This is a genomic window from Flavobacterium sp. 21.1, from assembly GCF_057801535.1.
Genome location: NZ_JBYNXA010000001.1, coordinates 449,041 through 473,067, shown reverse-complemented (window position 1 = coordinate 473,067; position 24,027 = coordinate 449,041). Strand labels below are relative to the sequence as shown.

The window sequence follows — 24,027 nt, the reverse complement described above, 5'->3', positions numbered from 1 at the left end:
AAGATTCTTTTGCATTTTATTTATTAGTGATGCAAAAGTATTTATTTTTTTAGGATTGGTAATTTGATTAACTAATTTTTGTTAGTCTGCAAATAAAAAAATCAGACCTGAGCCTGATTTTCTTATTCTTTATTATTGTTTTTCTATTTCAAAGTTGAAGGACAAACAAACTGTGTCAATGGTACTCCGGCGTTACGGATTCCGCTGATTCCCTTTTCAACATTGATCATATTGTGATAACCGCGCGCTTTTAATATCGAAGCCATAATAACGGAACGATATCCACCTGCACAATGCAAGTAGAAGTCTTCATTCTTAGGAACTTCCGAAAGTTGTGCGTTTACAAAATCCAACGGAATATTTATAGCGTTCTCAACATGTTCAGCTTTATATTCACCTGGTTTTCTTGAGTCTACAATAGCAAGTTTAGTTTGATCTTTTTCAGTCGCAAACTGTTCCGGAGAAATCGATGCGATATTTTCAGTTTCAAAACCTGCTGTCTTCCATGCTTCGATACCGCCTTTCAGATAACCAAGGCAATTATCGAATCCAACACGTGCTAAGCGGGTAATGGCTTCTTCTTCTTTTCCTTCCGGAGCAATTAATAAGATCGGGTGTTTAACATCCATGATCAACGCACCAACCCATGGCGCAAAATTTCCGTGTAAACCAATAAAGATAGAACTTGGAATATGTTCTTTCACAAAATCATTTTCATGGCGAACATCTAAAATCAAAGCTTCTGCTTCATTTGCAATGGCTTCAAATGCTTTTGGTTCTAAAGCGGTATTGGCTTTACTCATGATAGTTTCCAGACTGTCATATCCTTGAATGTTCATCATAACATTTTGAGGGAAGTAAGCCGGAGGAGCGTTAAGACCGTCCAGTAATTCTGTGATGAATTCGTCTTTGGTCATATCGGCACGTAAGGCATAATTCACCTTTTTCTGATTTCCTAAAGTATCAGTGGTTTCTTTGCTCATATTCTTTCCGCAGGCGCTTCCGGCTCCGTGATTCGGATATACGATCAGCTCATCGGATAACGGCATGATTTTGTTGCGAAGCGAGTCAAAAAGCATTCCTGCCAGTTTTTCCTGAGTCAGATCCGTAACCATTTTCTGCGCCAAATCAGGTCGTCCCACATCACCGATGAATAAAGTATCGCCTGTAATGATTCCGTGTTGTTTTCCGTTTTCGTCGATCAAAAGGTACGTAGTGCTTTCTAATGTATGTCCGGGAGTATGGATTGCTTTAATGGTATAATTTCCAATTTTAAACTCCTGATTGTCTTCCGCTATAATGGTTTCGAAACTTGGGTTCGCCGTTGGTCCGTAAACAATCTGGGCGCCTGTTTTTTTGGACAGATCCAAATGTCCGGAAACGAAATCTGCATGAAAATGCGTTTCGAAAATGTATTTTATTTTTGCGTTGTCTTTAGCTGCTTTATCGATGTAGGACTGCACCTCACGTAACGGGTCAAAAATAGCCGCTTCGCCGTTATTTTCAATATAATAGGCGGCGTGAGCCATACATCCGGTATAAATTTGTTCTATTTTCATATCTGTATTCAAATTTTGTGTAAAGGTAATTTTTTATTTAAAAATCAAAGTAACATTGGTTACAGTTTGAGGAATTCTTTGGATAAAATAAAAACTGCCATTAACAGTACAAAGTAACCAAACCCTTTCTTAAGTTGCGCCTCATTTAAGAACTTATTAAGATAAATTCCGATAAAAATCCCAACAACAGATAAGGAGGAAAATCCTAGTAAGAAAAGCCAGTCGATTTTCATGGTCTGCATGTCTCCGGCAAACCCGATCAGTGAATTTAGGGATATTATAAATAGGGAAGTAGCTACTGCTTTTCGCATCGGAAGTTTGGCAAAAAACACCAATGACGGAATAATCAGGAAACCACCGCCGGCTCCCACCAAACCAATCAAAATCCCTATTCCGAAAGTCTGTGCTATAAAAATGAGTTTCGATTCTTTATTTTCTGTTGGTGTAAAATCTTCTATTTTCTTTTTTTTCAACATGGATGAAGCTGCAAAAAGCATAATCACGGCAAACAACACCATTAAAAATGCTTCTTTACTCAGACTAAAACCTGAAATGGTAAAAATAGTATCGGGAAGTTTAGGAACTAAAAGGCGTCGGGTCAGGTATACAGCTGTAAAAGAGGGAATGGCAAAAAGAAATCCTTTTTTAACATCCACAAAACCTTTTAAGAAATTCTGTGTGGCACCAAAAGCAGAAGTAGTTCCTACAATAAATAAGGAATAAGCTGTTGCCGTTACCGGATTAAAACTTAGAATGTAAACCAGAATCGGCACCGTAAGTATGGAACCGCCACCGCCGGTCAGTCCTAGAATCAAGCCAATAAGTAAAGCGCCAATGTATCCGAATATTTCCATTAAAATTGAAGTATTTCTATTTTGTTGCGGTTGAGTTTGATTTTTCCTTCCAGTTCCAGACTTTTTAATAAACGGGAAACCACCACACGGGAAGTATGCATATCGGTTGCAATTTCCTGGTGTGTATTCGCGATTTCTGAAGTTCCCAAAACTTTGGCCTTATCGGTCAGGTATTTGTATAAACGTTCGTCTGTTTTCATAAAAGCTAAAGTATCAATGGCTTCCAGCATTTCCAACAAACGGGAATTATAGCTTTCGAGAACGAAATTGCGCCATGATTTGTATTTCACAAGCCATTCTTCCATTTTCTCGATCGGGATCATTATCAGATCGCCTTCCGTTTCGGAAATCGCCATTATTTTGCTTTTGTTTTTCCCTAAACAACAGGTTAAGGTCATCGCACAGGTGTCGCCGCGTTCTAAAAAATATAACAGCAGTTCATCGCCGTTTTCATCTTCACGAAGGATTTTTATAGCGCCGTTTAATAGTATCGGCATGAATTTTATCTCTTCGCCAATTTCGATAAGAATTTCGTCCTGGCGGAATTTTCGATGAATTCCCAGAGCGGCAATTTCTTTTAGTAATTCATCTTCAAACAAATAGGAGTAGGATTCAATTAATTGCTGATACATGACCTGATTTTTTGCAAATGTAAGATTTTGAAAAACTTAAGTGAGCAACTTTTGTTACTAATCTGGCGATAATTCACAAATAACCCTTAAGGCGTTGTTAAATTGTTGGTTTGTGTTACATTTTTAATGATAAAAATCACTTTATGTAATTTTAAAAAACATATATTTGCTTGCTTTTTTACAGAGCAAGGAATAAACAAACAAAAAACTTTAAGTTGAAAATCATAAAAATTATGGCAACAACAGCAAAGCCCCAGCCGAGCATGTATGAAAACGTTAAGATACAGTTTGAAAAAGCTGCTAACGTTATGGGATTGGATGATACTGTAAAAAAAATCCTTTCTTCTACAAACAATGAAATTATAGTTAACTTTCCTGTGAAAATGGATAACGGAACTGTAGAAGTATTTACAGGATACCGTGTTCAACATAACAATGTATTAGGTCCTTACAAAGGAGGATTACGTTACCACCCGACAGTTGATATTGATGCTGCAAGAGCATTGGCAACATGGATGACATGGAAAACATCTTTAGCAGGTCTTCCTTATGGAGGTGGTAAAGGTGGAATCCAATTGGATCCTAAAAAATATTCTCAAGGTGAATTAGAGCGTATTACTCGTCGTTTTACTTATGCACTAGGTGATAACATCGGTCCTGAGCACGATATTCCTGCACCGGACGTTAACACAAACGCACAAATGATGGCGTGGATTGCAGATACTTACATGTCTACAAAATCGCCTGCAGAGCGTTCTAAAAACCAACACGTTGTTACTGGAAAACCAGTAGGATCAGGAGGTTTGGAAGGTCGTGACCGTGCAACAGGATTCGGAGTAGTAGTTACTTTGGAATCATGGGCAAAATTAAGAAACACTTCTTTGGAAGGTAAAAAATATATCGTTCAGGGATTCGGTAACGTAGGATACTGGGCAGCACACTTTATGAACAAAAACGGAGCGATCTTAGTTGGAGTTCAGGATGCTACAGGTACTATTTACAATCCTGAAGGAATCGATCCTGAGGCATTATTACGTTTCCAGGCGGATAACGGAACTATCTCAGGTTTCAAAAATACACAAGACTATACTTCATCTGAATTCTTCGGAATTGACTGCGATATTATCATTCCGGCAGCTTTGGGGAACCAAATTACAGCTGAAAATGCAGAGTCTGTAAAAGCAAGAGTTATTGCTGAAGGTGCTAACGGACCAACAGATACTGAAGGAGAAGAAATTTTATTAGCAAAAGGAATTGAAATCATCCCGGATATCTTATGTAATTCAGGAGGTGTAATCGGTTCTTACTTTGAGTGGTTACAAAACCGTAACGGAGAAATCTGGACCATGGATGACGTAATCATCAAATTAAGAAAGAAAATGGAAGACGCATTCAATCGTGTTGTTATTACTGGTGGTCAGTACAAAACAGACTGGAGAACTGCAGCTTACATTCAGGCACTTGTGCGTATTGAAATGGCTTACAAACAAAGAGGTATCTTCCCTTAATTGATACTTTTATCAGATACAAAAAACATCCCGACAAAAGTCGGGATGTTTTTTTTTGAAGTAAATCGGAAGTTGTTTTATTTCTTATTGATTTTAGTACCCAAGATATCCGCTTCTTTTTCCAATTCCTTACTATCATCGAGAATTGTTCCTTCTTTTATCTGTTTAGTTGGTTTTATTCGCCCGTCTTTTTGTTGAACAACATGCCAGGTTTCACGAGGTATATGTTTTTCCTGACCGGGAGCAAGATGGATGCTTGTTCCCTGCTCGTAGGCACGATTGTTAAGTTGTTCCGGCTTTTCCTGATTGTAATGCACTTTCACTCCATCCATGGAAAGACCGGAAAGATATTCAATTCCGGATTTCAGATCCTCCGGTAAAACAGTTTTTTCTTTTTTCGTTTTACGGTTATCCTTGTTCATTATGCAACAAATTAATTATTGATTACGCTGAAAAGTAAAAGAATCCATCCGGAAACTAATAGTAAACCTCCGAGCGGCGTAACCGGGCCAAGAAAGCGCCATTTGTTACCGTTCATCGAAGTAAGACACAAACCGTAAATACTGAAAGAAAACAATATGACACCAGCGATAAGACACCAGCCAATGCTTTCCTGTAACGTAGAATCAAAACTCAATAGCTGCGGAAGAATCAGTAATACAATGGCATGATACATTTGATATTTTACTCCGGTTTCAAAACTTTTCAGCAGATCGTCGCTCATTCGTTTCTTTAAGGCATGGGCACCAAAAGCACCAAAAATAACTGCCAATCCTCCATATAAAGCACCAAATGCCAAAACGGTTTCTTTCATAGATGTTTTTTTTTCAAAGATAGAGAATTACAGTATCAATAACGGTTGTTTTTTGGAATGCAGATGACACAGATTTTGCAGATTTTCACGGATTTAATTATTAGTTTTAAAATCCGTTTTAATCCGCGTTGCTTGCATTCCTTTAATCCTCGTTCCATAAAACCGAAAAAGACTATCTTTGCCGCCATGCAAAAAACCTACAACAGAACGAACTTCCACAAACATACTTTTTGTATTTACAGAGAAGTACCTTTGACGGAAATCGAAGGTCTAAAACTTGGTTATGCCAGCAAATCAGGGAGTATTTATTATTTTACAGAGAAAGGATTGTACAGGGTTTCGAATCATTGGGGACGCGCCGCGAATTGCCGCTGGCGCTTATTGCCTTTAAGCGAAACAACTGCTTCGAAAATGAAAGTCGGCTATGCAGATTGGACTGATTTTTATCCCAACAACGAACATGAAAATCTTTTTTACGTTGAAGTGGATTTTGAAACCGGGGAAGTTAGTTTTCAGCACAAAGCAAATCCGCGTTATGATGGAAAAGCACTGGTTCGCAATGCAGCCGAAACAGCTAAAGTAATCCGACAAATAAATGAGGTGTTAACTGCCGAAAATTGGGCAAAATATCTTAAATTTAATAGTATAAATGAGTTGCGGAAAGAAGTGATATGCCAGTTGATTTCTACCAACCAATCGTTTCTTGAAATTAAACGCAAAATAGGAGAGTTGTATGGGACGACGTAATGAAACCAATCGTTTGGCACACAAGAAGAAAGTGGACCAAAAGAAAAACAGAGAACAGGAAGCGGCACAACTTAGAAAAGAAAAACTCAAAGCCATTGTGCAGCAGTTTAAGGAGAAAAACACCTAATGCCAAAACAATGCAAACCAATTACACCCTAATTAGAACCACTATTCAACAGGCAATTGATTATTTGATTGTTGATAAGGATACCAATGCCGCAACATTAAAATTAGTTGATGCAGACGAAATGATTACTGATTTGATAGATCATGCTGAATCCGATGATGATATCATTGAAATAAGCCGTTATCAGGTTTTGCTAAACCAATTGCATCAAAAGATAAATGAGGTGAAGAATGTGAAATATGGAATGAATGATAAAAATAGCGAAGAAGAAAATTATCTTTGCTAATGACACCTTTATTTTCATAACTCATAAATAAAACATTGTGCAAAATTGTTATTGCGGTTCCACAAGACCATTTGAAAATTGCTGCCAGCCTTATATCTTAGGAAAAGAAAAAGCTCCAACTGCGGAAGCGTTGATGCGTTCCCGTTATTCAGCGTATTGTACTCACCATGCGGATTATCTGGTGACGACTACGCACAGTTCCACACGTCGTCATCACAATAAAAGTGATATTTTAGCCTGGTCCAAAGAAAACCATTGGCTAAAACTGGAAGTTATCGCCGCAACCGAAAATGCAGTCGAGTTCAAAGCGTATTTCATGGACAATCGTCTGCAAAACCATATCCATCACGAGAAATCGACATTCAAAAAAGAAGGTGACAGTTGGTTTTATGTTGATGGTATTTTCAATGAAGCTATTCGGTAATGAATTCTGAAACTCCATTTAGGCCTAAGAGAGACACCTTTAAAAACACGTTTTGTATTTTCACGGAAGTTTCATTTTCGGAAATTGAACAATTGGAACAACAGTTTGAAAGCGAATCGGGTAGTGCTTATTATTATACGGTAAAAGGAATGTACCGACTTTCAAATCATTGGGGGCGGCTAGCAAACAGTAAATGGCGGTTATTGGAAACGAATCCTCCTTCATCATCAAAAATTAAATTAGGTTTCGCAAAATGGGAAGATTTCTATCCCGATAATGCCGTGGAAAAATTATATTACATCGAAGCCGATTTTGAAAACCATACGGCAAATTACTATCACAAGAATAGTCCGGATTATAACGGAACAGCTATTTTACGCAGCACTTCAGAAACAAGAAAACGTTTAAAAAATATTCGAAACATTCTCACCTTAACAAAATGGGCAGCCCATTTCAATCAGGATATCGAAGAATTACGAAAAAGAATTGTTTCTGAATTAATCAATACCAATAAAGGCATCGAAGTTATAAAGATGGAAATGATGTAATCAAAAAAGCATTCCCTGTACTTCAGTCGGATTACCATGGAAAGGAAAAACATCTGAAACATAATACTGTTTTACGTTTTCATCGAATGTGCGCAGGACTACACTGCTACATAAGAATTGTTCATTTATGGTAGTAAAATAGCTTTTGGCTATATCCAGCTTTTCACGAGACAATCTTCGGGCGATTGAAAGGTGCGGATCATTGCTTGTATGCAAATCTTTGATGATGAGTGTATCATTAATGCGTTTCATTATCGGCAACAATCTTTTTTTAGTGTCTTGATCCGGATTAATAAAAAAAGCACCGTTCGGGTAAGAACCAAAGCCTGTCAAGTATACTTCGACAGGTTCAAAACCATCACACAACCGAACCAATTGTTGTTTGACTTTCTCAATAACAGCATCCGAAGCTTTGAATTCATTAATTGTGATGTGTCCAGCCGAATTCTTACTGTTGAACCAGCCCACTTTTGCAGCAAGATCTTCTTTCATCGTTTTAACCAACGCAAGTACTTCTTCCGATGGGATTATTGCTACTGAGTAATGCCCTTCCATAGTTGTCTGGATTTATTCCAAAATTAGTAAAAAAAACAGAGAAAAGGGGAGAGAGACAAGAGACAAGGGAGTAGATGGTTTTTTCAGCGGTTAGAAATCTTCGATATAAAAACGTATTGTCCAGTAAATTAAAAATGAACGTATTAAGTATTTTTCTTATATTTGAGAAAAGCACTATCCTATGACCGTAAAAACAGAACAACGTAGTACCATTTTTAGTCATTTAGACGGCCTTGTAACTGCGCCGGTTGCTTATTCCTTATATCAGCATAACGTACTTGATGCCTTGTTGTCGGCAAAGACCATGAGTTTAAAAGAATTGACCGAACAGTTCAAAGCGAATGAAGGTTATCTGAATGTTGCTTTACGGACATTAGCTTCTCAGGGTTTTATGGATTATAATGTTGACAATGGTACTGCTGAAGTAACGGTCAGCACCAATGATAAAAGTGCTTATGCCTTTTCGTTGTTTCATTTATACAAAGACGTCGTAGGTGTTTTACAGCAAACGGATTTATTTACTTCCGTACATATTGCAACGGCTTCATTGCATTTGCTGGAAGTAGTTTTCAACAAATATGAAAACCGCTTCGGGATTGTCTTTTCGGAAGATCCCAATGAAAGAGCATTACAGGAACAGGTGCTACATCATATCGAAGGTTTTTTGGTTGGACCGATTATTGTCAGCCTCGGAATGACAGGAATGTTTCATAAGTATTTTATGGAGACATCTTTCCGTCCGGAAGAATTCCACAAAGAACCCGAAGTTTTTAAAATAATACTCGATTTCTTTACCCATCTGGATTGGTTTAAGGAAAAAAACGGAAATTATCAGTTTACCGAAACCGGTCTCTTTTTCGCCAAACGTGCTACTGCTTATGGCGTAACAGTTTCTTATTTACCGATGTTCCGCCATATGGACGATTATTTATTTGGAAACCCGTCCTTACTGAGAGATATAAGCATTAAAGAAGATGAACTCCATGTAAACCGTGAAATGAACGTGTGGGGCAGTGGAGGAGCGCATGCCACTTATTTTAAAGTGATCGACGAAATAATCATCGAACTTTTCAACAAACCGATACAGGAACAGCCAAAAGGTATTCTGGATATGGGTTGCGGAAACGGCGCTTTTCTGGAGCATATCTTTTACATCATCGAGCGCCAGACCCTACGGGGTAAAATGCTTGATGAACATCCGTTGTTTTTAGTGGGAGCAGATTATAATCAGGCAGCATTAAAAGTTACGAGAGCCAATTTAATTAAGGCCGATATCTGGGCAAAAGTCATCTGGGGCGATATCGGAAGACCGGATTTACTGGCACAGGATCTACAGGAAAACTACAGTATTGATTTGAAGGATTTGTTGAATGTGCGCACCTTTTTAGACCATAACCGAATTTGGGAAGAACCTCTGGTTAAGACACCTAATCGAGTAAGTATTTCAACGGGAGCCTTCGCTCATAGAGGGAAACGACTAAGTAATAATGATGTGGAAGATAATTTACTGGATCATTTCAACAAATGGGCGCCTTACGTACACAAATTCGGACTGTTGATCATCGAACTGCATACTATTGCGCCCGAATTAGCAGCAGCTAATAACGGAAAAACCGCTGCAACGGCTTATGATACCACGCATGGTTTTTCCGATCAGTATATCGTTGAAATTGATGTGCTTCATAAAATAGCAGCCGAGGCAGGCTTACAACCCGATCCTCAATATTTCAGGAAATTCCCGAATACGGATTATGCCACGGTAAGTATAAATTTACTCCGTGGATAATCTTATCTGCCGGTTGAATTGTTCTAACAAACTGTAGTTAATTGCTAAACGTTTCCGTATACCGGCACAACAAAATCACCGTTTAAGAACGCCGTCGGATCGATATGGCTTTGCAGAATTACACCGCTTTGTGAACCTTCCAGTAGTAATTGAGCCGCTTGTGCCAAGGGAGCCGCCGTAGTGGTTTGAATCGCTCTTAACTGATGTTTGCCCACTTTTTGCGGAAAAATATGTTTAGCGATTTCTCTTCTTCTCAAAATACCGGAAGCGTCTTTTCCTTCGACGGAAGCATACACAACAATCTGATCATCTTCAATATGCGGAATTACTTTTTCCATTTTATCCTGCAAACCTTTGATTGGGTCTGGAGAATTGCTCAAATCAGAGAGTTGTTGATCAACCCATGAATAGTGTCCCGGATGACGCAGGGTTTTGTAGTCAAGTGAACCGACCTTTCCGGATAAAGCGTCCGGTAAATCGGCAGCACCTCCAGAAGTCAGATCTTCTTCATAAGTGATTCCACCAATAATGATAGTAGCTCTTTCTGATAAAGAAGGTAATGTTGTTTTCTTATAATTCCGTAATACGATAGTGTCTTTCAGGTATTCGGTTGCAACACCCACTGGACTCCAAGTGAAGCCGTAAAAATGAGGTGCTACCGCATGGTCTGTCAGTGCACCAACTTTAAATTCCAGTTTGTCGGCTTTATCCACACCAAAATCTTCGCAAAACTGCTGAAACAACCCATGAGCTAGTAAGTCAATATAGCCGGGAGCCAGACCGGTTTGAAGTACAAAGCCTGTTTTGGCATCTTTGGCCAATTCAATAATGGCATCGGTTTCCGCTACATATTCCGTAAGGTTGGCGTAATGCAAATGGAAATCTTTGGCAAACTGCGCTATTCTTGGACCCTGACTACCGGGTAGGCAATCAAGGATAATATCTCCTTCATCAAACAATACTTTCATTTCATCGGTTATGCCTTCTTCGGGAAGATAAAAATGCTGAGCGGAACATGGTTTTGTAGTACCGTCCATAATCCATTGGGCCACGCTCTTAGCTTTTTCAGGAATACGATCTCCGATGAAAAGTGTCGGATGTACTTCGCTCCATTCCGCTAACAATAAACCTACTGCTTCGGCAATTCCACCGGCACCGGCAATAATGATGTTGTGATGTTTTTTCATTTACAGTTGATTGATGTTGGATTAATATCCGAAAGTTAACATTTTTTGCGGATATCGCTTTAATTTGTGAAATTAACATGTAGTATTTTTATTATATTGTTAATATGTTTTATTTTAAGCTGCTGATATTCAGTAAGATTATTGTGAGCAGTGTTGATATGTTGTGTCGTTTCCGACAAGGTATGCAATCTGAAAGCTAATTCCCTTTTATCCGGTTAAAAAGCCTTTGCAATAAGAGCTTCGCGTCTTTCCTGTTTTTTTGGACTTCCACGGCTTTTAAACCATGTTTAGAGGGAACAAACTGATAACTGAAGACAAACTGTGGCGCTTTCGGATCGTCATTCAAAATTCCGAAGCGGAGATCATTGAAATAGGTTTTTCCGTTGATCTGATCCACCAAATACCAACCTTCACTGACGATTTTCAGTTTATTGTAATCAATATTATCTGCTAAAGGAATTTCTAAATCTGGATTTTTGGAATATTTTATGAACGAAATCGGTTTGGTGTCGAAAAGTGAATAATCACCTAGGAAATAGGCTTCTTTGGTGGCGACGTTGGCATTCCATAAAATGAGATTGAACGGTGTTGGTTTTACCATAATATCTTCATAGGGAATGTTTTGATTGTCCAGTGCTTTTTCAAACCGATAGAGTACAAACGTCTTTATGCTTAAAGCTAAAAGCATATAGCCAGTGCTTATGTATAAGCCTCGACGCACATATTTTGCCCGAAGTACATTGTTTTTGGTTCGCCACACCATTATCAAAAAAGACAGGAACGGCAGGGTATAGAGGGGATCGATGACAAAGATACAATTCAGGGAATACCGATACGGTAATGGCCAAAGTACTTGAGTACCCCAGGTAGTACACATATCTAACAACGGATGAGTAAACAGGCACCAAAAGGCCATCCAGGAAGCAGTTTTAAATGATATTCGTTTCTTTTCGATTTTAGTGATGAACCATCCCAAAATAGGAGCAAGAAAGAGGTGGAACAGGAGCGAATGGCTCATTCCACGGTGTATCATCACTGCGTCGATCGGGTCCAGGAATAATTTGCCCACGGCTACATCCAAATCAGGGATTGTGCCCAAGATGGCACCATAAAGAAAGGTTCTGTTTTGTAGTTCCTTTCCGGCACAAACCTCCGCTACAGCGATACCTAATACTATTTGGGTGACAGAATCCATAAGGCAAAAGTAAATAGAAGTGCGGAATAGTTTTATAAAAATGCTGTCTGAAACACTTCTTTAAATGGTTAAGAAACCGCCTGTGATGTTCGAGTGGTGGTATAAGGATGTTTTTGTTTTTCAGACAGCACCTTTCTTATTTTTTATGACCGCTCATGGTAACCATGTATTTCAAAATTAGGTCCTTCGATTTTTCATCAAGGGTGTTAGGATGCTTTTTGTTTACTTTATTTGCCATTATCGGAACAATTTTTTCCAATTTTTCTTCCGAGAATTTAGCCGGGTTTTTCAGTTTGTGACATTCGGCGCAATGTTGTTCAACCATTGATTTACCCTGATTCATTTCCTCTAAAGTGTAACCTGGGTATTTTGCCTGCATCCTGTCAACATCTGTCTGCGTTGGAGTGACCAGTTTTACCGCACAACTCACGATTATTACAGCTGCCGCTAAAGTAAGAATGATTTTTTTCATAGTCAGATTGGTTTTGTTGTTAATCAAAAATCAGTTGGTCTTATAAAAATACTAAAAATTGTACAAACTCAGGAGTTTATATTTTCGCAATTTGAAAAAACGGATTATCTTCAGTACATAAAAACCGTATAACTTCAAAACCATGTCTTTTATCGTATCTCTTTGAATCACAAAACTTAAAATTGTATATTTAAAGTCTAAGTAACAGGTATATGGCATACATTGACTATTACGCCGTTTTGGGTGTCCCGAAAACCGCTAGCGCCGATGAAATCAAAAAGGCTTTCCGGAAGCTTGCCAGAAAGTATCATCCCGATGTCAATGCTAACAAGGATGAAGCTAACCGTAAATTTAAAGAAATAAACGAGGCCAATGAAGTGTTGAGCGATCCTGAAAAGCGTAAGAAATATGATCAGTATGGCGAACATTGGGAGCATGCCGAACAATATGAAGAAGCGCGACGTCAACAACAGAGTTCCGGAGGAAGCGGTTATGAGTACCATCAGGGTGGAGAAGGCTTTGAGGATTATGAGGCTTTTTCGGATTTTTTCGGATCGATGTTTGGTAAACAAGGACGAACCAAAACAGCGGGTTTTAAAGGTCAGGATGTGTCAGCCACTTTGCGTCTGCAGTTAACCGAAATCCTTACGACCCAAAAGCAGGTATTGGAAGTCAATGGCAAAAAAATAAGGATTACCATTCCAGCCGGAGTAGCCAATGGTCAAACGATTAAAATTGCCGGACACGGAGGCAAAGGGTATAATAACGGGCCCAATGGCGATTTGTATATTACGTTTGATATCGTAAACAATTCATCTTTTGATGTTAAAGGAAACGATCTGTATAAAATGATATCAATCAGCATGTATGATGCCATATTGGGCGGTGAAGTTATCGTCGAAACACTGACTGGAAAAGTAAAAGTACCAATCGCCCCAGAAACCGAAAACAACAAAAAAGTAAAATTGAGAGGGAAAGGGCTTCCTGTTTATAAAAAAGAAGGAGAGTTCGGCGATTTGCACATCACATATTCAGTAGAACTTCCCAAACATTTATCTGAGAAAGAGAAAGAACTCTTCGAGCAATTACGTTCCATAAGAAAACACGCATCATGAGTGAGCAGATAATCAAAATATCCGTAATTACCTTTTGTGAATACCATCAGATAGCTCCTGATTTTATTTATGAATTACAAGAAAGCGGCCTGGTGGAATTACAACTGCAGGAAGAAAGTTATTTTATTACCAATGAACAGGTTGATGTGCTGGAGAAATACATTCGCATGCATTACGGTTTAGGTATCAATATCGAAGGACTGGAAGTTATTGCCCGTTTACTGGCTCAGATGGAAGAAATGCAACAGGAGCTAAATGCGTTAAGGCGGAAGGGGAGATAGCAGAAAGGAGATAGCAGAAGGCAGAAGGCAGTTGGTAGATGGCAGGAAGCAGATAACAGAAAGCATAATGCAGAAGAACAGAAAAATAAAGTTTAACCAATTATAATTAAGTTATGAAATTCAACAGAAGAGCAAATGCCCACTGGAAAGGCAGCGGGTTAGAAGGTAAAGGAACCGTTAGTACCCAAAGTACAGTATTAAACAATACGCAATATTCGTATAAATCCCGATTTGAAGAAGGAGTGGGAACCAATCCGGAAGAACTGGTAGCTGCGGCACATTGCAGTTGTTATGCAATGAAATTAAGCTTTTTGCTTAACGATGCCGGTTTTGTTCCCGATGATTTGGATGTAGAAGCAAAAGTTACTTTCGAAGACGGCGCCATCACGGAAAGCCATCTGAATTTAAAAGCCAAAATTGCCGGTATTAGTGATGAGGTATTTCAGAAAGTAGCTGCAGATGCGAAAGAATCCTGCCCGATTTCAAAATCAATAAAAGCGGCGATTAGCCTTACTGCAACTTTGGTATAAAATATAGCTTCATTTGCCATTTATGTGGATGAGGTAAATATAAACGACTAAACCACAAATTGCAAAGATTGTACCGATGGATTTTCGGCAATCAATGCAGTTTGTGGTTATTGTTTTAGTGCAGGTTTATTGAGATAGGTTTGCAATAGGAGCCTGATAATCTAATAGTCAAATACGTGCTCGACTTTAATTTTCTGGCTGTCCAGTTGCTTCAGTAACGAACTTAAATTGGTTACCGGAGTTGCTAAAGCAATTCTTTGCATTGAAAGGTCAGATGCGATAGGTTGTTTAAAAACGGTCTGTGCATTTTCAAAGTTTGTATCGCTATCGGAAGGAACTAAAACAGTCAATAAAATAGCCGAATTGTTTCCTGCAATTTCTTTAAATGAATGTCCGCTCCTTGCTACGGTTAATGCTGCATTTGCAAACTTGTCGTAGCGTGGAAGGTTTTGTAAACTGTCATTATCAAGAATGACGGCAGTCGTGGGAAGTGCGACATCATAAACCTGTTCGGTTCCAAGTCCGATTAATTTTCCGTAGACATATTTTACAAGTAATTCGGAAGTAAGGATGTATTTGCGTTCCGCCTTTCTGAAAAAGTTGCTTCCAAAAAATGATGTAGAACTCCACAATTCGGTTACCCTGCTTTTGAAATCAAATTCATACCAGGGCCTGTCTTTAATGAAATCAACATAGTCCTTCGTAAATTTTGCGTTGAATTTATCTTCATCTGTCGTTGGTTCTTCAGTGTCGGTAATTCTTCCGATAATTGTTTCGTACCATGATTTGATGGAATACTCAACCGTAGTACTTGACCCGATTACCCAAATCATAAAATGATAACCAGTGTTTGTAGGGAAATTATCTTTTATCTGATCATTTACAATTTTATAGCTCTGCCAAATTTGGGCAGTGTGGCTCATGAACGGAAAAGTTGTTGCCGTATGCTGCTTAAAATAATTCGCCTGTTCTTCCGGGCTAAATACCAAAAACCACTCAGGAAAAGTGAGGAAAGTCTGGTCGGCCGGTCGGATATCAGTTTTTGGTGTTTTCGGATTTTTATTTGGAATCAGCCATTCTTTTGAAATGACAAGTCCGTCACCCGCAGCAATAGTTGTGGGGTTTCTCTTCTTGAAAAAGAAAACACACGCGGCTAATCCGATGGAACAAAGCGTAAGTATATAAAGCCGTTTCATAGACTATAATTTTGTGAATGCTATCAGAGTATTATCAGATGGGTCTTTGTCCTGTAAAATGCGTGCTCCCGAATCCTGGAAACCGTAAGCAGAAATTATGTTACTCCATTCATCAATCGATTTGAATGACTTAAATTCGGAATGATCTGTTTCCCAACTCACATTCAGACCTAAATTAAAAACAGTATGAACCAAAGAGACAAAAGTTGCCATTTCCGGGGTTTTTACATCATGGTCTCTTATAATAAATAATCCACCTTTTCTCAAAACACGGTGGATGGATTTTATATAACCGTCTAAAAGTTCGTGCGGACAATGGTGCAAACCTATATGACAGGTAACCAGATCGATACTTTCACTTGGGATTTCGGTTTCACTGATTGGCTGGTAGGTAAGCGGGAAAAAGTGGCCTATTTTACTCAGTTGTCCTCGTTCAAAAATATCTGCGAGTGAATTACCGGGTACAAGATCATTAGTAAGATAGATTTCTCCGGAAAGTGAAATGTGTTTCTTCAATTCGGAAATGTATCTCCCGGTTGATCCGATTTCCAGATAACCGTTGATTTGTTTTCGGTTGCCCAATAACTGCAAAACCTGTTTCGCCATTTCCTTTTTCTGCTTTTTCAATGCCGGCAAAGCAAAAGTTACTTCAGATAAAAATGGTTTTATCTTAGGCAGGTTTTGTTGAACGGTTTTGTAAATCTCTTCGTCTGAATTATTCTCCTTTGTGGTTGACAAAATCAGATGATGAAATTTATCTTCCGGGTATAAGTGAAAAATAACCTGAAGGAAGCGATAGAAATCATCACTCCATTTTGTATCTGAGAAAACTGTTTTAAATTCTGAATTCATGTTAGTTCATTTTATAGTAGGTATCCCAAATTATATTTCTGAATTTATAATCGGGATCAAGTTGTTGTTTTAGCTTAAATAATTTTTCAGCATTTGGATATGCCTGATGAAACTGCTCCGGCGTGGCATGCGGCTGATAAGGCAGATAGTAACTTCCGTTCAGAGAAATCACTGCGTCGATCAGTTCTCTTGTCCAGATCGCAACCTTATTTTTATCAGTATCGCTGGTGCCTTGTTTGTACCACACCACGAAAGCAAATACTTCCTCTTTTGCCCAGGCCAATAGCGAACCGCTGTCGGCTTTGGCATGACGAACCGAAACATTGATCACATTCACTTTATGTCTGCTGAAAATTTCGGACATAAGTGAAGCAAATGCGTCGAATTTTTCTACAGGGACGAAATACTCCTGTAAAACGTAAGTACTTTCTTTTCGTGATTCGGGCTCCAATTCCAAAACATCATAACCGGCTTCATAATTTCTCCAGTGGATTTTTTTTCTGCTGAAGACAAGTGGGTCGATAATGTATTCCCGTCTCCATTTGCCGAAGGTATTTTTACTGAAGGCTCCGATAAAATAGCGTTCAATCGGATAAGCAGCGGCAAGAGGCATCAATCGCGTTTTTTCGGTTGGTTTCTCATCTGTTTTGGTCCAGCTAACCGCTCTCATGTTCTTAAAATGAGGAGGATAAATATCACCGTTATGAAACACTACATCTTTGTTTTCGCGTATGTTTTCAACAAAGAACTTCTTGTAACCGTCGCGTTTTATTGTCACATGGCTACGTTTTACGGCGACATTTTCAGTCAATTCCAGTTCAACATTCACAATAGCCGCTACAGCATTGTAACAACCTATGCAGGCAAAAAACAGCTCCGGTTTTACAGTTGGCGAAGTATAAACCATTTCTCCGTTGGCCAATAAAACATCCAGCGATTTGACGGAAAGAATTACGGCTCCTAATCCGATATATCTTCCATGACAGTTTACACTTAGGGAACCTCCTACAGTAAAGTTGGCGTAAGTCTGCATGATCTTAATGCTGAGGTTGTACTGATCAACATAATGCTGAATGTCGCACCAGCGGATGCCTGCCTGTACTTTAATCGTTTTCGTTTCAGCTGAGAAATCCAGTACTTTGTTCAGTTGGCGCATGTCGATGTGAATGCAGTTTGAGCTTGCAGTTTGTCCGCCCATACTGAATCTTCCACCACCTATGCAAACCGGTTTATCAGAAGTCTTTATGATGTTTTGCAGTTCTTCAACTGTTTTTGGTGTTTCCACTTTCGCAACCAGAATCGGATTGAGTTGGGTCACATCGTTTACAATTCGTTCTTCTGTTTTTAGGTTCGGAATTTTTTCGGGATCGAGATTTTTGAAATAATCGGGTGCCGAATTGGGAACAGATCCAAAGCGATTGGAATGAATGTTACCTCGTCTGAAACCCAAAATAAAGATCAAAAATAATGGTCCTGCTACTGGAATCATAATAAGCCAAAGCCAAGTTCCTGATTTGTCGGTGTCGTGCAGTCGTTTTGTTGCCGTAGCAAACAAAGCCCAAAACAAAAGCGGATATAAGAACCAGGTTGCACCTGATGAAAAAGCAATTTCAAGTAAATTAAACAACACATAAAAGGCAGTCCAAATAAAAACTGAAGCCGTCCAGTAAGTAAATCTATTGATTCGTCCCCTCGTTGTAAAAAGTAGATAGCTAACAGGAAGTTTGTCTTTTAGTGTCATTAATAATTATTGTTGATCGTGTGTGGAGAGGTGTGTATGTATTTTTGAAACTGATGCAGATGTTCGACAATTGTCTGATGATTATTGGGTTGTGCTCACTCTTTTTTGATTTTGACGAATTATTGGTTTTTGTCTTTTCATTTGTTTTTCAGTTTATTGTTGCACTACCAAGGTTTCAATACTTAAATGCACCAAGGTTTTCAAATTTAGTATTTTTCTGAAATGTTTTTCTGTTTTCAGAATAACTTTTGAAATTTCATTTGTGAAAGAATGAAACTTATGGAACTCCCCGTCTTATAATAAATTGTCAATCAAATAAATAGTTTGTTTCTGACAATTTTAAATAGTAATTTCGCGCGCATTACTCTGACCCTTATGAAAAAACAATTATTTCAGCTGATTTTTTTACTATCAGTATCAACTGCAGTTGCCCAAGTCGGAATCAACACCACAACACCGCAGGCACAACTTGAGATCAAATCCAGTAATCAGGCTGCTCCTGCAAATACCGATGGTATATTGATTCCTAAAATAGACGCCTTTCCGGTAGCGAATCCAACTGCGGCACAAAATGGTATGATGGTTTTCCTGACTACTACCGCCGGAGCCAATCCGCCAGGCTTTTATTATTGGAACAATGCAACTTCTTCCTGGACGGGAATTGCCGCAGCCACAAGTGGTTGGGCATTGGCAGGTAATACGGGAACTGTCAATGGAACTGATTTCATAGGAACTACGGATGCGCAAGCATTAGATTTCAGAACGAATAACATTCTACGAACAAGAATCACGACTAAAGGCCAGATTGAAACTTTAAATACGGGAAATTCTGTATTTATTGGGGAAGAAGCGGGAGCTAACGACGATCTTACCAACAATTTCAACGTAAGCATCGGATATCAGGCCGGGAAAAACAATCTTACCGGTATGAGAAATGTCAGTGTCGGTCATCAGGCTTTGACCAATAACACTTCAAGCAATAATGTCGCGATAGGGTCTCTGGCACAGACAAACACTTCAACAGGGAGCGACAATATTTCCCTTGGAACTTCGTCTATGACAAACAATACCAGCGGAAATAATAATATAGCATTAGGTACGAATGCATTATCTTCCAACAGTACTGGTTCACGAAATATTGCCATAGGAAGCTCCACTCTTGTTTCCACCAATGGCAATTACAATATTGCTGTCGGCGATAAAGCTTTGGTCGCCTCTTCAACTGGAACAGCGAATACTGCGCTTGGGGCACAAACACTTTTTTCTAATTCCACGGGTAATTATAATGTGGGGATAGGATTCAGTGCTTTGATCAACAATATATCAGGAAGCATGAACACTGCTGTTGGTTTTTATGCAGGTCAAAATGCTACAGGAACGGGAAATATCTTTTTAGGTAACCGTGCAGGTTCCAATGAATTAGGTCACAATAAACTTTATATAGCTAATAGCAGTACACCATCACCGCTTATTTACGGAGATTTCGGTGCAGGCTTATTACGAGTGAACGGAACTTTGAACGTAAACAATGCTTACAGCTTTCCAACAATTGATGGAACAGCCGGAAATGTTTTAACTACTGATGGGGCAGGAAATGTAAGTTGGTCAGTCCCTTCCGGAGCAGATGCTAACTCATGGCATAAGGAAGGAGATGCAGGAACTGATCCGACTATAAATTTCCTTGGTACTACAGATGCTACTGATATGGTTTTTAAAACCAATTCAACAGAAGCAGCAAGAATTTCGGCTAACGGCAATTTGGGGATAGGAACAAATGCACCGGCTTCAAAATTACACGTACGGGGAGGTCAAATAATTGAGAACGGAACATTATATATGAATAGCGGTGATAATGTTGAAAAAATCTTACTGACTGACTGGGGTGATAATGGGTCGAAAATCAACACTTCGAATAACTTTACTATAGATTATATAGCTGGTAGTAACGGCTGGGATACAGATGGAAACCACAGGTTCCTTACATCAGTTATGGGGATAGGAGCTGTTGAGAGAATGCGTATAAATAGTAATGGTAATGTAGGTATAGGGACTACAGGTCCGCAAGAAAAATTACATGTAATTGGGAATATCCGAACTTCATCCCTTGCCGGAACGGGAACAAGTATGGTTCAGGCAGATACGAATGGGACATTAACACCGCTCGCTGCAGGTACAGCAGCACAGGTTTTACTTGGAACCGGAGTGTGGGGAAGCGTTCCGGGAATGGCAAACAACTGGTCAATAACAGGAAACGCAGGAACAGTTAGCGGCACAAATTTCCTCGGAACAACTAATAATCAGGCTTTAGATTTCAGAACAAATAATACTATTCATACAAGAATTACAACCAAAGGGCAAATAGAAACTTTAAATATGGGCCGTTCGGTTTTCTTGGGTGAAAATAGCGGTGCAAATGATGATTTATCTACTAATTATAACAATTTCATAGGTTTTAATTCTGGTACTTCAAATACAACAGGAGAATACAATCTAGGAATTGGGGGATTTGCCCTGAGCAGTGCCACAACTGCTTCCAATAACGTTGCTTTAGGAAACAACAGTCAGCGTTACAATGTAAACGGGCAGCAAAACACTTCAGTAGGTTCAGAGACTTTGATCGATAACACTGCAAATGATAACGTTGCCATAGGTTATTTTGCTATGCGCGGAAATAGTTCGGGAACCAGTAATACTGCTGTGGGAATGCAATCGTCGGTAGCTAATACAACAGCGGCAAATAATACTGCAGTCGGATACCAATCACTACAAAACAATACCGGTTCCGGGATAACAGGTGTTGGGTATCAGGCTGTTCAGAATAATACTGGAATCCGTACTACAGGTTTTGGATATAGAGCTTTAAAAGCGAATACTACAGGATCAAGCAATACTGCCCTAGGTTATGACGCCCTTTCCAGGAATACCACAGGAGGAAACAATACCGCGGTGGGAAGCGAAACAATGCTGAACATTACCACAGGTAGTGGCAACACTGGGTTTGGTAAATATGCTTTATTGAATACAACAACATCCACTAACAATACGGCCGTGGGTCTAAGCTCCATGTTTACCAACAGCACAGGAGCCAATAACAATGCCTTAGGTTTCCAGGCATTATCAGGAAATACAACCGGTAATAACAATGTGGCTTTTGGGAACAATGCTTTAGGTACCAATACTACAGGTTCGAATAATATGGGGTTGGGTACTGATGCCGATGTTACTTCGGCAGCGCTTACTAATGCAACAGCCATCGGGTATAGCGCCAAGGTAAGTGCTTCTAATAGCCTGGTATTAGGTGGAACAGGAACAAATGCAGTAAATGTTGGAATTGGTACAACTACTCCGGCTGAAGAGTTAGAAGTTGTCGGAGACATTCGAACATCATCATTGGCAGGAACGGGAACGCGAGTGGTACAAGCAGATGCAAACGGTACTTTAACATCATTAGCTCCAGGAACCGCATCTCAGGTTTTATTGGGAACAGGAGTTTGGGGCACTGTACCGGGCAATTCAAGTTGGAGCCTTGCCGGAAATACAGGAACCACTGCAGGGACAGATTTTTTAGGAACCACTGATGCAGTGGATTTTGTTTTCAAAACAAACAATAACGAACGTGCCCGTTTCACAAGTGCCGGATTTATGGGGATTGGGACAACGACCCCTCAAGCGAATCTCGATATCACCGGACTTAACTCTGGAACAAATTCATTACTACTTCGTAGCGGAAACAATAGTACTGGATTCAATTCCTCCCAAATAACATTTGGCTATAATGGTACCATCGGGTATAAGCATTCCATCAAATCACGCCATATGTCAGGTGCTGATACGGGGAATGCAATAGATTTTACGCTGTGGGATTATGGGACTGATGCTCCAGGAGCTATCGGAACGAAAACGGTCATGACTATTGATGGTGAAGGAAATGGCCGGGTTGGTATCGGAACAACTACACCTGCAACTCCTCTTGAAGTGGTTGGTACGGCACGTCTTAGCAGTGCGGCGGCAAATGCTGATCTTGAATTCAACACCGCAGCCCGTTCAACGATTTATCCAAATGGTGCTAATACACCGGCGAACCTTAATATGCAGCTACGAAGTAAAGGAACAGGAGTCCTGGAACTTAATTCCGATAACAGCGGTAATGTGCAAATGGTAACTGGTGGTGGAAATATCGGGATAGGAACCAATACCGTAACCCAAGCTAAAGTAGTTATCAACGGAACTCAAAATTCAACTCTAAGTTACGGTTATCTAAACAGCGGCGGAGCTGTCGGGACTTCAAGTGGGAATGTTGGATACTCTGTTTATGCTTCCGGAAGAATTGCTGCCACAGAATTCAACGCTTTCTCAGATGCTAGAATCAAGAAAATTTTGGGTGTTTCAAACAGCCGTAAAGATTTGGAAACGCTTTCTAAAATCGAGATCACCGATTATAAGTTTAAAGATACTGTCGGAAAAGGAACCGGACTTAGCAAAAAAGTAATTGCACAACAGGTTAAGAATGTATATCCTCAGGCGGTTTCGACCATTACTGATGTTATTCCTGATATTTACGCAATTGCTAAAATCAAAGACGGAAGAGTTATCGTAAAAAATAATTTAAAGAAAGATGATCGCATACGTTTGATTTTCGACAGCAGAACAGAAATGGTTACTGTATTACAGGCTGACGAATATGGTTTTACTGTTGCTTTGAAAGACGAAGGAAAAGTGTTTGTTTACGGACGCGAAGTAAACGATTTCCATACTGTGGATTACGAAGCGCTTTCTACACTTACTATTTCTGCTACACAGGAATTGATTAAAATCATCAATCAGCAGGAGGCAGAACTTCGTGAACTTAAAGCAGATAATTCTGCAACAAATAAACGATTGTCTCAAACCGAAGAAGATATCATGCAGTTAAAAAGCCTTCTCAATGTGCAAACAGAGAAACAACCTGCCGCTACAGGACAGAACAGCAACACTACAGACAGATAATCAGGTCTCTGAATAAAAAAACCGAAACGAAAGTTTCGGTTTTTTTATTATACAAAGGTTATTGTTTGTTTTCCTATGATTATTCATTATTTTCTTTTAAATATTTTGGAGGCACATTGTCTGTTAACCAAACACCGTTATCAGAAATGAAAAACTCGAAATTGTCTTTATGCATTTGTGCTGCAAGTACTTTAATCACATGAGGTTTTCCATGTCTTTGTCCGACTTTAACAGCGGTTTCAATATCGCTGCTCAAATGAACATGATGCCTGTCTCTTTTTTCAATACCATTTTCAAAAATGGATGCAACTGCTTTTTCGGCAGTTCCGTGGTAAAGGATTTCAGGTGGGTTTTGTGCTTTGTAACCTAAATCTATGTCAATGGAGTGTCCTTGATTCGCTCTGATCTTATCAAAACTTTCATTGAAAGCAAACCTTTTTTTCGTGTTCGTTTCAACGATGTGATTTAGAATCTCTCTGTTGATTTTTATGCCATGATTGTTGACCTTTTCAAGCAATTCAGTAACATCAGTCCAACCATTTTGATCAAGTTGTATTCCTATTGTTTCCGGTTGATGTCGTAATACCAAACTCAAAAACTTACTTATATGTGTTGCTTCTTTTTCGCTGATC

General features: G+C 39.2%; 24 protein-coding genes. 11 read left to right on the top strand and 13 right to left on the bottom strand.

Features of this window, described 5'->3' with window-relative positions; all coding sequences use genetic code 11:
• Positions 1 to 143 precede the first annotated feature (143 nt).
• From AC3E9U_RS02170 to AC3E9U_RS02160, 3 genes are read right to left on the bottom strand one after another with little or no spacing between them, the layout of a single operon-like run.
• Complete coding sequence (locus tag AC3E9U_RS02170) at positions 144 to 1,559, bottom strand: MBL fold metallo-hydrolase (protein ID WP_488745262.1); 1,416 nt, start codon at positions 1,557 to 1,559, stop codon at positions 144 to 146.
• A 59-nt stretch (positions 1,560 to 1,618) separates the two neighbouring features.
• Positions 1,619 to 2,413 (bottom strand): sulfite exporter TauE/SafE family protein, encoded by a 795-nt coding sequence (locus tag AC3E9U_RS02165; protein ID WP_488745261.1) that lies wholly within the window; start codon positions 2,411 to 2,413, stop codon positions 1,619 to 1,621.
• On the bottom strand, positions 2,413 to 3,045 hold the full coding sequence (locus tag AC3E9U_RS02160; RefSeq protein WP_488745260.1) for a Crp/Fnr family transcriptional regulator: 633 nt from the start codon (positions 3,043 to 3,045) through the stop codon (positions 2,413 to 2,415). Before AC3E9U_RS02160 ends, AC3E9U_RS02165 begins: the two co-directional genes overlap by 1 nt.
• A gap of 233 nt (positions 3,046 to 3,278) precedes the next feature.
• Between AC3E9U_RS02160 and AC3E9U_RS02155 the strand changes: the two genes are divergently transcribed.
• Positions 3,279 to 4,553, top strand: a complete 1,275-nt coding sequence (locus tag AC3E9U_RS02155; RefSeq protein ID WP_488745259.1) for a Glu/Leu/Phe/Val family dehydrogenase — start codon at positions 3,279 to 3,281, stop codon at positions 4,551 to 4,553.
• A 77-nt stretch (positions 4,554 to 4,630) separates the two neighbouring features.
• Here the strand turns inward: AC3E9U_RS02155 and AC3E9U_RS02150 are convergent, their stop codons facing one another.
• Both AC3E9U_RS02150 and AC3E9U_RS02145 read right to left on the bottom strand, forming a co-directional pair.
• Positions 4,631 to 4,975, bottom strand: a complete 345-nt coding sequence (locus AC3E9U_RS02150; protein WP_488745258.1) for an eCIS core domain-containing protein — start codon at positions 4,973 to 4,975, stop codon at positions 4,631 to 4,633.
• Between the two features lie 11 nt (positions 4,976 to 4,986).
• Complete coding sequence (locus AC3E9U_RS02145) at positions 4,987 to 5,367, bottom strand: DUF423 domain-containing protein (RefSeq protein ID WP_488745257.1); 381 nt, start codon at positions 5,365 to 5,367, stop codon at positions 4,987 to 4,989.
• 186 nt (positions 5,368 to 5,553) lie between these two features.
• Here AC3E9U_RS02145 and AC3E9U_RS02140 point away from each other — a divergent pair, with 186 nt between their 5' ends.
• The 5 genes from AC3E9U_RS02140 to AC3E9U_RS02120 are packed head-to-tail and all read left to right on the top strand — an operon-like array spanning position 5,554 to position 7,499.
• A complete protein-coding gene (locus AC3E9U_RS02140) occupies positions 5,554 to 6,114 on the top strand; it encodes a hypothetical protein (RefSeq protein ID WP_488745256.1) in 561 nt (186 codons plus the stop codon).
• A complete protein-coding gene (locus AC3E9U_RS02135) occupies positions 6,101 to 6,241 on the top strand; it encodes a hypothetical protein (protein WP_488745255.1) in 141 nt (46 codons plus the stop codon). Before AC3E9U_RS02140 ends, AC3E9U_RS02135 begins: the two co-directional genes overlap by 14 nt.
• A 10-nt stretch (positions 6,242 to 6,251) precedes the next feature.
• Positions 6,252 to 6,527 carry a hypothetical protein gene (locus tag AC3E9U_RS02130; RefSeq protein WP_488745254.1) on the top strand — a complete coding sequence of 92 codons (276 nt, stop codon included), beginning with the start codon at positions 6,252 to 6,254 and terminating at the stop codon, positions 6,525 to 6,527.
• Between the two features lie 37 nt (positions 6,528 to 6,564).
• A complete protein-coding gene (locus AC3E9U_RS02125; RefSeq protein ID WP_488745253.1) occupies positions 6,565 to 6,951 on the top strand; it encodes a YchJ family protein in 387 nt (128 codons plus the stop codon).
• Entirely contained in the window at positions 6,951 to 7,499 is a 549-nt protein-coding gene (locus AC3E9U_RS02120) for a hypothetical protein (RefSeq protein WP_488745252.1), read from the top strand. Before AC3E9U_RS02125 ends, AC3E9U_RS02120 begins: the two co-directional genes overlap by 1 nt.
• Here AC3E9U_RS02120 and AC3E9U_RS02115 read toward each other — a convergent pair whose 3' ends face one another.
• On the bottom strand, positions 7,500 to 8,054 hold the full coding sequence (locus AC3E9U_RS02115; protein WP_488745251.1) for a 2'-5' RNA ligase family protein: 555 nt from the start codon (positions 8,052 to 8,054) through the stop codon (positions 7,500 to 7,502). It abuts the gene before it with no gap.
• 181 nt (positions 8,055 to 8,235) lie between these two features.
• On the opposite strand from AC3E9U_RS02115, the gene AC3E9U_RS02110 reads away from it, so the two are divergent.
• Positions 8,236 to 9,840 carry a class I SAM-dependent methyltransferase gene (locus AC3E9U_RS02110; protein ID WP_488745250.1) on the top strand — a complete coding sequence of 535 codons (1,605 nt, stop codon included), beginning with the start codon at positions 8,236 to 8,238 and terminating at the stop codon, positions 9,838 to 9,840.
• Positions 9,841 to 9,884: 44 nt separating this feature from the next.
• On the opposite strand, the gene AC3E9U_RS02105 is transcribed toward AC3E9U_RS02110, so the two are convergent.
• The 3 genes from AC3E9U_RS02105 to AC3E9U_RS02095 form a co-directional block, all read right to left on the bottom strand.
• Positions 9,885 to 11,027, bottom strand: coding sequence for a saccharopine dehydrogenase family protein (locus tag AC3E9U_RS02105; protein WP_488745249.1), 1,143 nt, complete (start codon positions 11,025 to 11,027; stop codon positions 9,885 to 9,887).
• Positions 11,028 to 11,223: 196 nt separating this feature from the next.
• Entirely contained in the window at positions 11,224 to 12,222 is a 999-nt protein-coding gene (locus AC3E9U_RS02100; RefSeq protein WP_488745248.1) for a metal-dependent hydrolase, read from the bottom strand.
• 136 nt (positions 12,223 to 12,358) lie between these two features.
• On the bottom strand, positions 12,359 to 12,694 hold the full coding sequence (locus AC3E9U_RS02095) for a hypothetical protein (protein ID WP_488745247.1): 336 nt from the start codon (positions 12,692 to 12,694) through the stop codon (positions 12,359 to 12,361).
• 212 nt (positions 12,695 to 12,906) lie between these two features.
• On the opposite strand from AC3E9U_RS02095, the gene AC3E9U_RS02090 reads away from it, so the two are divergent.
• The 3 genes from AC3E9U_RS02090 (at position 12,907) to AC3E9U_RS02080 (ending at position 14,620) form a co-directional block, all read left to right on the top strand.
• Positions 12,907 to 13,809, top strand: a complete 903-nt coding sequence (locus AC3E9U_RS02090; RefSeq protein WP_488745246.1) for a DnaJ C-terminal domain-containing protein — start codon at positions 12,907 to 12,909, stop codon at positions 13,807 to 13,809.
• The gene (locus AC3E9U_RS02085) at positions 13,806 to 14,090 is read left to right on the top strand and encodes a chaperone modulator CbpM (RefSeq protein ID WP_488745245.1); all 285 of its coding nucleotides are present in this window, start codon (positions 13,806 to 13,808) and stop codon (positions 14,088 to 14,090) included. Before AC3E9U_RS02090 ends, AC3E9U_RS02085 begins: the two co-directional genes overlap by 4 nt.
• A gap of 113 nt (positions 14,091 to 14,203) precedes the next feature.
• Positions 14,204 to 14,620, top strand: coding sequence for an OsmC family protein (locus tag AC3E9U_RS02080; RefSeq protein WP_488745244.1), 417 nt, complete (start codon positions 14,204 to 14,206; stop codon positions 14,618 to 14,620).
• 161 nt (positions 14,621 to 14,781) lie between these two features.
• Here AC3E9U_RS02080 and AC3E9U_RS02075 read toward each other — a convergent pair whose 3' ends face one another.
• The 3 genes from AC3E9U_RS02075 to AC3E9U_RS02065 are packed head-to-tail and all read right to left on the bottom strand — an operon-like array spanning position 14,782 to position 18,409.
• Positions 14,782 to 15,816, bottom strand: coding sequence for a hypothetical protein (locus tag AC3E9U_RS02075; RefSeq protein WP_488745243.1), 1,035 nt, complete (start codon positions 15,814 to 15,816; stop codon positions 14,782 to 14,784).
• A 3-nt stretch (positions 15,817 to 15,819) separates the two neighbouring features.
• Positions 15,820 to 16,668, bottom strand: a complete 849-nt coding sequence (locus AC3E9U_RS02070; RefSeq protein WP_488745242.1) for a class I SAM-dependent methyltransferase — start codon at positions 16,666 to 16,668, stop codon at positions 15,820 to 15,822.
• Position 16,669: 1 nt separating this feature from the next.
• A complete protein-coding gene (locus AC3E9U_RS02065) occupies positions 16,670 to 18,409 on the bottom strand; it encodes an FAD-binding protein (protein ID WP_488745241.1) in 1,740 nt (579 codons plus the stop codon).
• 375 nt (positions 18,410 to 18,784) lie between these two features.
• On the opposite strand from AC3E9U_RS02065, the gene AC3E9U_RS02060 reads away from it, so the two are divergent.
• Positions 18,785 to 23,395 carry a tail fiber domain-containing protein gene (locus AC3E9U_RS02060; RefSeq protein WP_488745240.1) on the top strand — a complete coding sequence of 1,537 codons (4,611 nt, stop codon included), beginning with the start codon at positions 18,785 to 18,787 and terminating at the stop codon, positions 23,393 to 23,395.
• 79 nt (positions 23,396 to 23,474) lie between these two features.
• Here AC3E9U_RS02060 and AC3E9U_RS02055 read toward each other — a convergent pair whose 3' ends face one another.
• Positions 23,475 to 24,026 (bottom strand): RNA 2'-phosphotransferase, encoded by a 552-nt coding sequence (locus AC3E9U_RS02055; protein ID WP_488745499.1) that lies wholly within the window; start codon positions 24,024 to 24,026, stop codon positions 23,475 to 23,477.
• Between the last annotated feature and the right edge of the window lies 1 nt (position 24,027).

Excerpts from the sequence above, each read along its gene's own strand:
- AC3E9U_RS02160 (WP_488745260.1), bottom strand. The coding sequence starts at position 3,045 with ATGTATCAGCAATTAATTGAATCCTACTCCTATTTGTTTGAAGATGAA.
- AC3E9U_RS02155 (WP_488745259.1), top strand. The coding sequence starts at position 3,279 with ATGGCAACAACAGCAAAGCCCCAGCCGAGCATGTATGAAAACGTTAAG.
- AC3E9U_RS02115 (WP_488745251.1), bottom strand. The coding sequence starts at position 8,054 with ATGGAAGGGCATTACTCAGTAGCAATAATCCCATCGGAAGAAGTACTT.
- AC3E9U_RS02170 (WP_488745262.1), bottom strand. The coding sequence starts at position 1,559 with ATGAAAATAGAACAAATTTATACCGGATGTATGGCTCACGCCGCCTAT.
- AC3E9U_RS02110 (WP_488745250.1), top strand. The coding sequence starts at position 8,236 with ATGACCGTAAAAACAGAACAACGTAGTACCATTTTTAGTCATTTAGAC.
- AC3E9U_RS02130 (WP_488745254.1), top strand. The coding sequence starts at position 6,252 with ATGCAAACCAATTACACCCTAATTAGAACCACTATTCAACAGGCAATT.
- AC3E9U_RS02090 (WP_488745246.1), top strand. The coding sequence starts at position 12,907 with ATGGCATACATTGACTATTACGCCGTTTTGGGTGTCCCGAAAACCGCT.
- AC3E9U_RS02165 (WP_488745261.1), bottom strand. The coding sequence starts at position 2,413 with ATGGAAATATTCGGATACATTGGCGCTTTACTTATTGGCTTGATTCTA.
- AC3E9U_RS02080 (WP_488745244.1), top strand. The coding sequence starts at position 14,204 with ATGAAATTCAACAGAAGAGCAAATGCCCACTGGAAAGGCAGCGGGTTA.
- AC3E9U_RS02070 (WP_488745242.1), bottom strand. The coding sequence starts at position 16,668 with ATGAATTCAGAATTTAAAACAGTTTTCTCAGATACAAAATGGAGTGAT.
- AC3E9U_RS02100 (WP_488745248.1), bottom strand. The coding sequence starts at position 12,222 with ATGGATTCTGTCACCCAAATAGTATTAGGTATCGCTGTAGCGGAGGTT.
- AC3E9U_RS02105 (WP_488745249.1), bottom strand. The coding sequence starts at position 11,027 with ATGAAAAAACATCACAACATCATTATTGCCGGTGCCGGTGGAATTGCC.
- AC3E9U_RS02150 (WP_488745258.1), bottom strand. The coding sequence starts at position 4,975 with ATGAACAAGGATAACCGTAAAACGAAAAAAGAAAAAACTGTTTTACCG.
- AC3E9U_RS02120 (WP_488745252.1), top strand. The coding sequence starts at position 6,951 with ATGAATTCTGAAACTCCATTTAGGCCTAAGAGAGACACCTTTAAAAAC.
- AC3E9U_RS02085 (WP_488745245.1), top strand. The coding sequence starts at position 13,806 with ATGAGTGAGCAGATAATCAAAATATCCGTAATTACCTTTTGTGAATAC.
- AC3E9U_RS02140 (WP_488745256.1), top strand. The coding sequence starts at position 5,554 with ATGCAAAAAACCTACAACAGAACGAACTTCCACAAACATACTTTTTGT.
- AC3E9U_RS02065 (WP_488745241.1), bottom strand. The coding sequence starts at position 18,409 with ATGACACTAAAAGACAAACTTCCTGTTAGCTATCTACTTTTTACAACG.
- AC3E9U_RS02145 (WP_488745257.1), bottom strand. The coding sequence starts at position 5,367 with ATGAAAGAAACCGTTTTGGCATTTGGTGCTTTATATGGAGGATTGGCA.
- AC3E9U_RS02060 (WP_488745240.1), top strand. The coding sequence starts at position 18,785 with ATGAAAAAACAATTATTTCAGCTGATTTTTTTACTATCAGTATCAACT.
- AC3E9U_RS02135 (WP_488745255.1), top strand. The coding sequence starts at position 6,101 with ATGGGACGACGTAATGAAACCAATCGTTTGGCACACAAGAAGAAAGTG.
- AC3E9U_RS02075 (WP_488745243.1), bottom strand. The coding sequence starts at position 15,816 with ATGAAACGGCTTTATATACTTACGCTTTGTTCCATCGGATTAGCCGCG.
- AC3E9U_RS02095 (WP_488745247.1), bottom strand. The coding sequence starts at position 12,694 with ATGAAAAAAATCATTCTTACTTTAGCGGCAGCTGTAATAATCGTGAGT.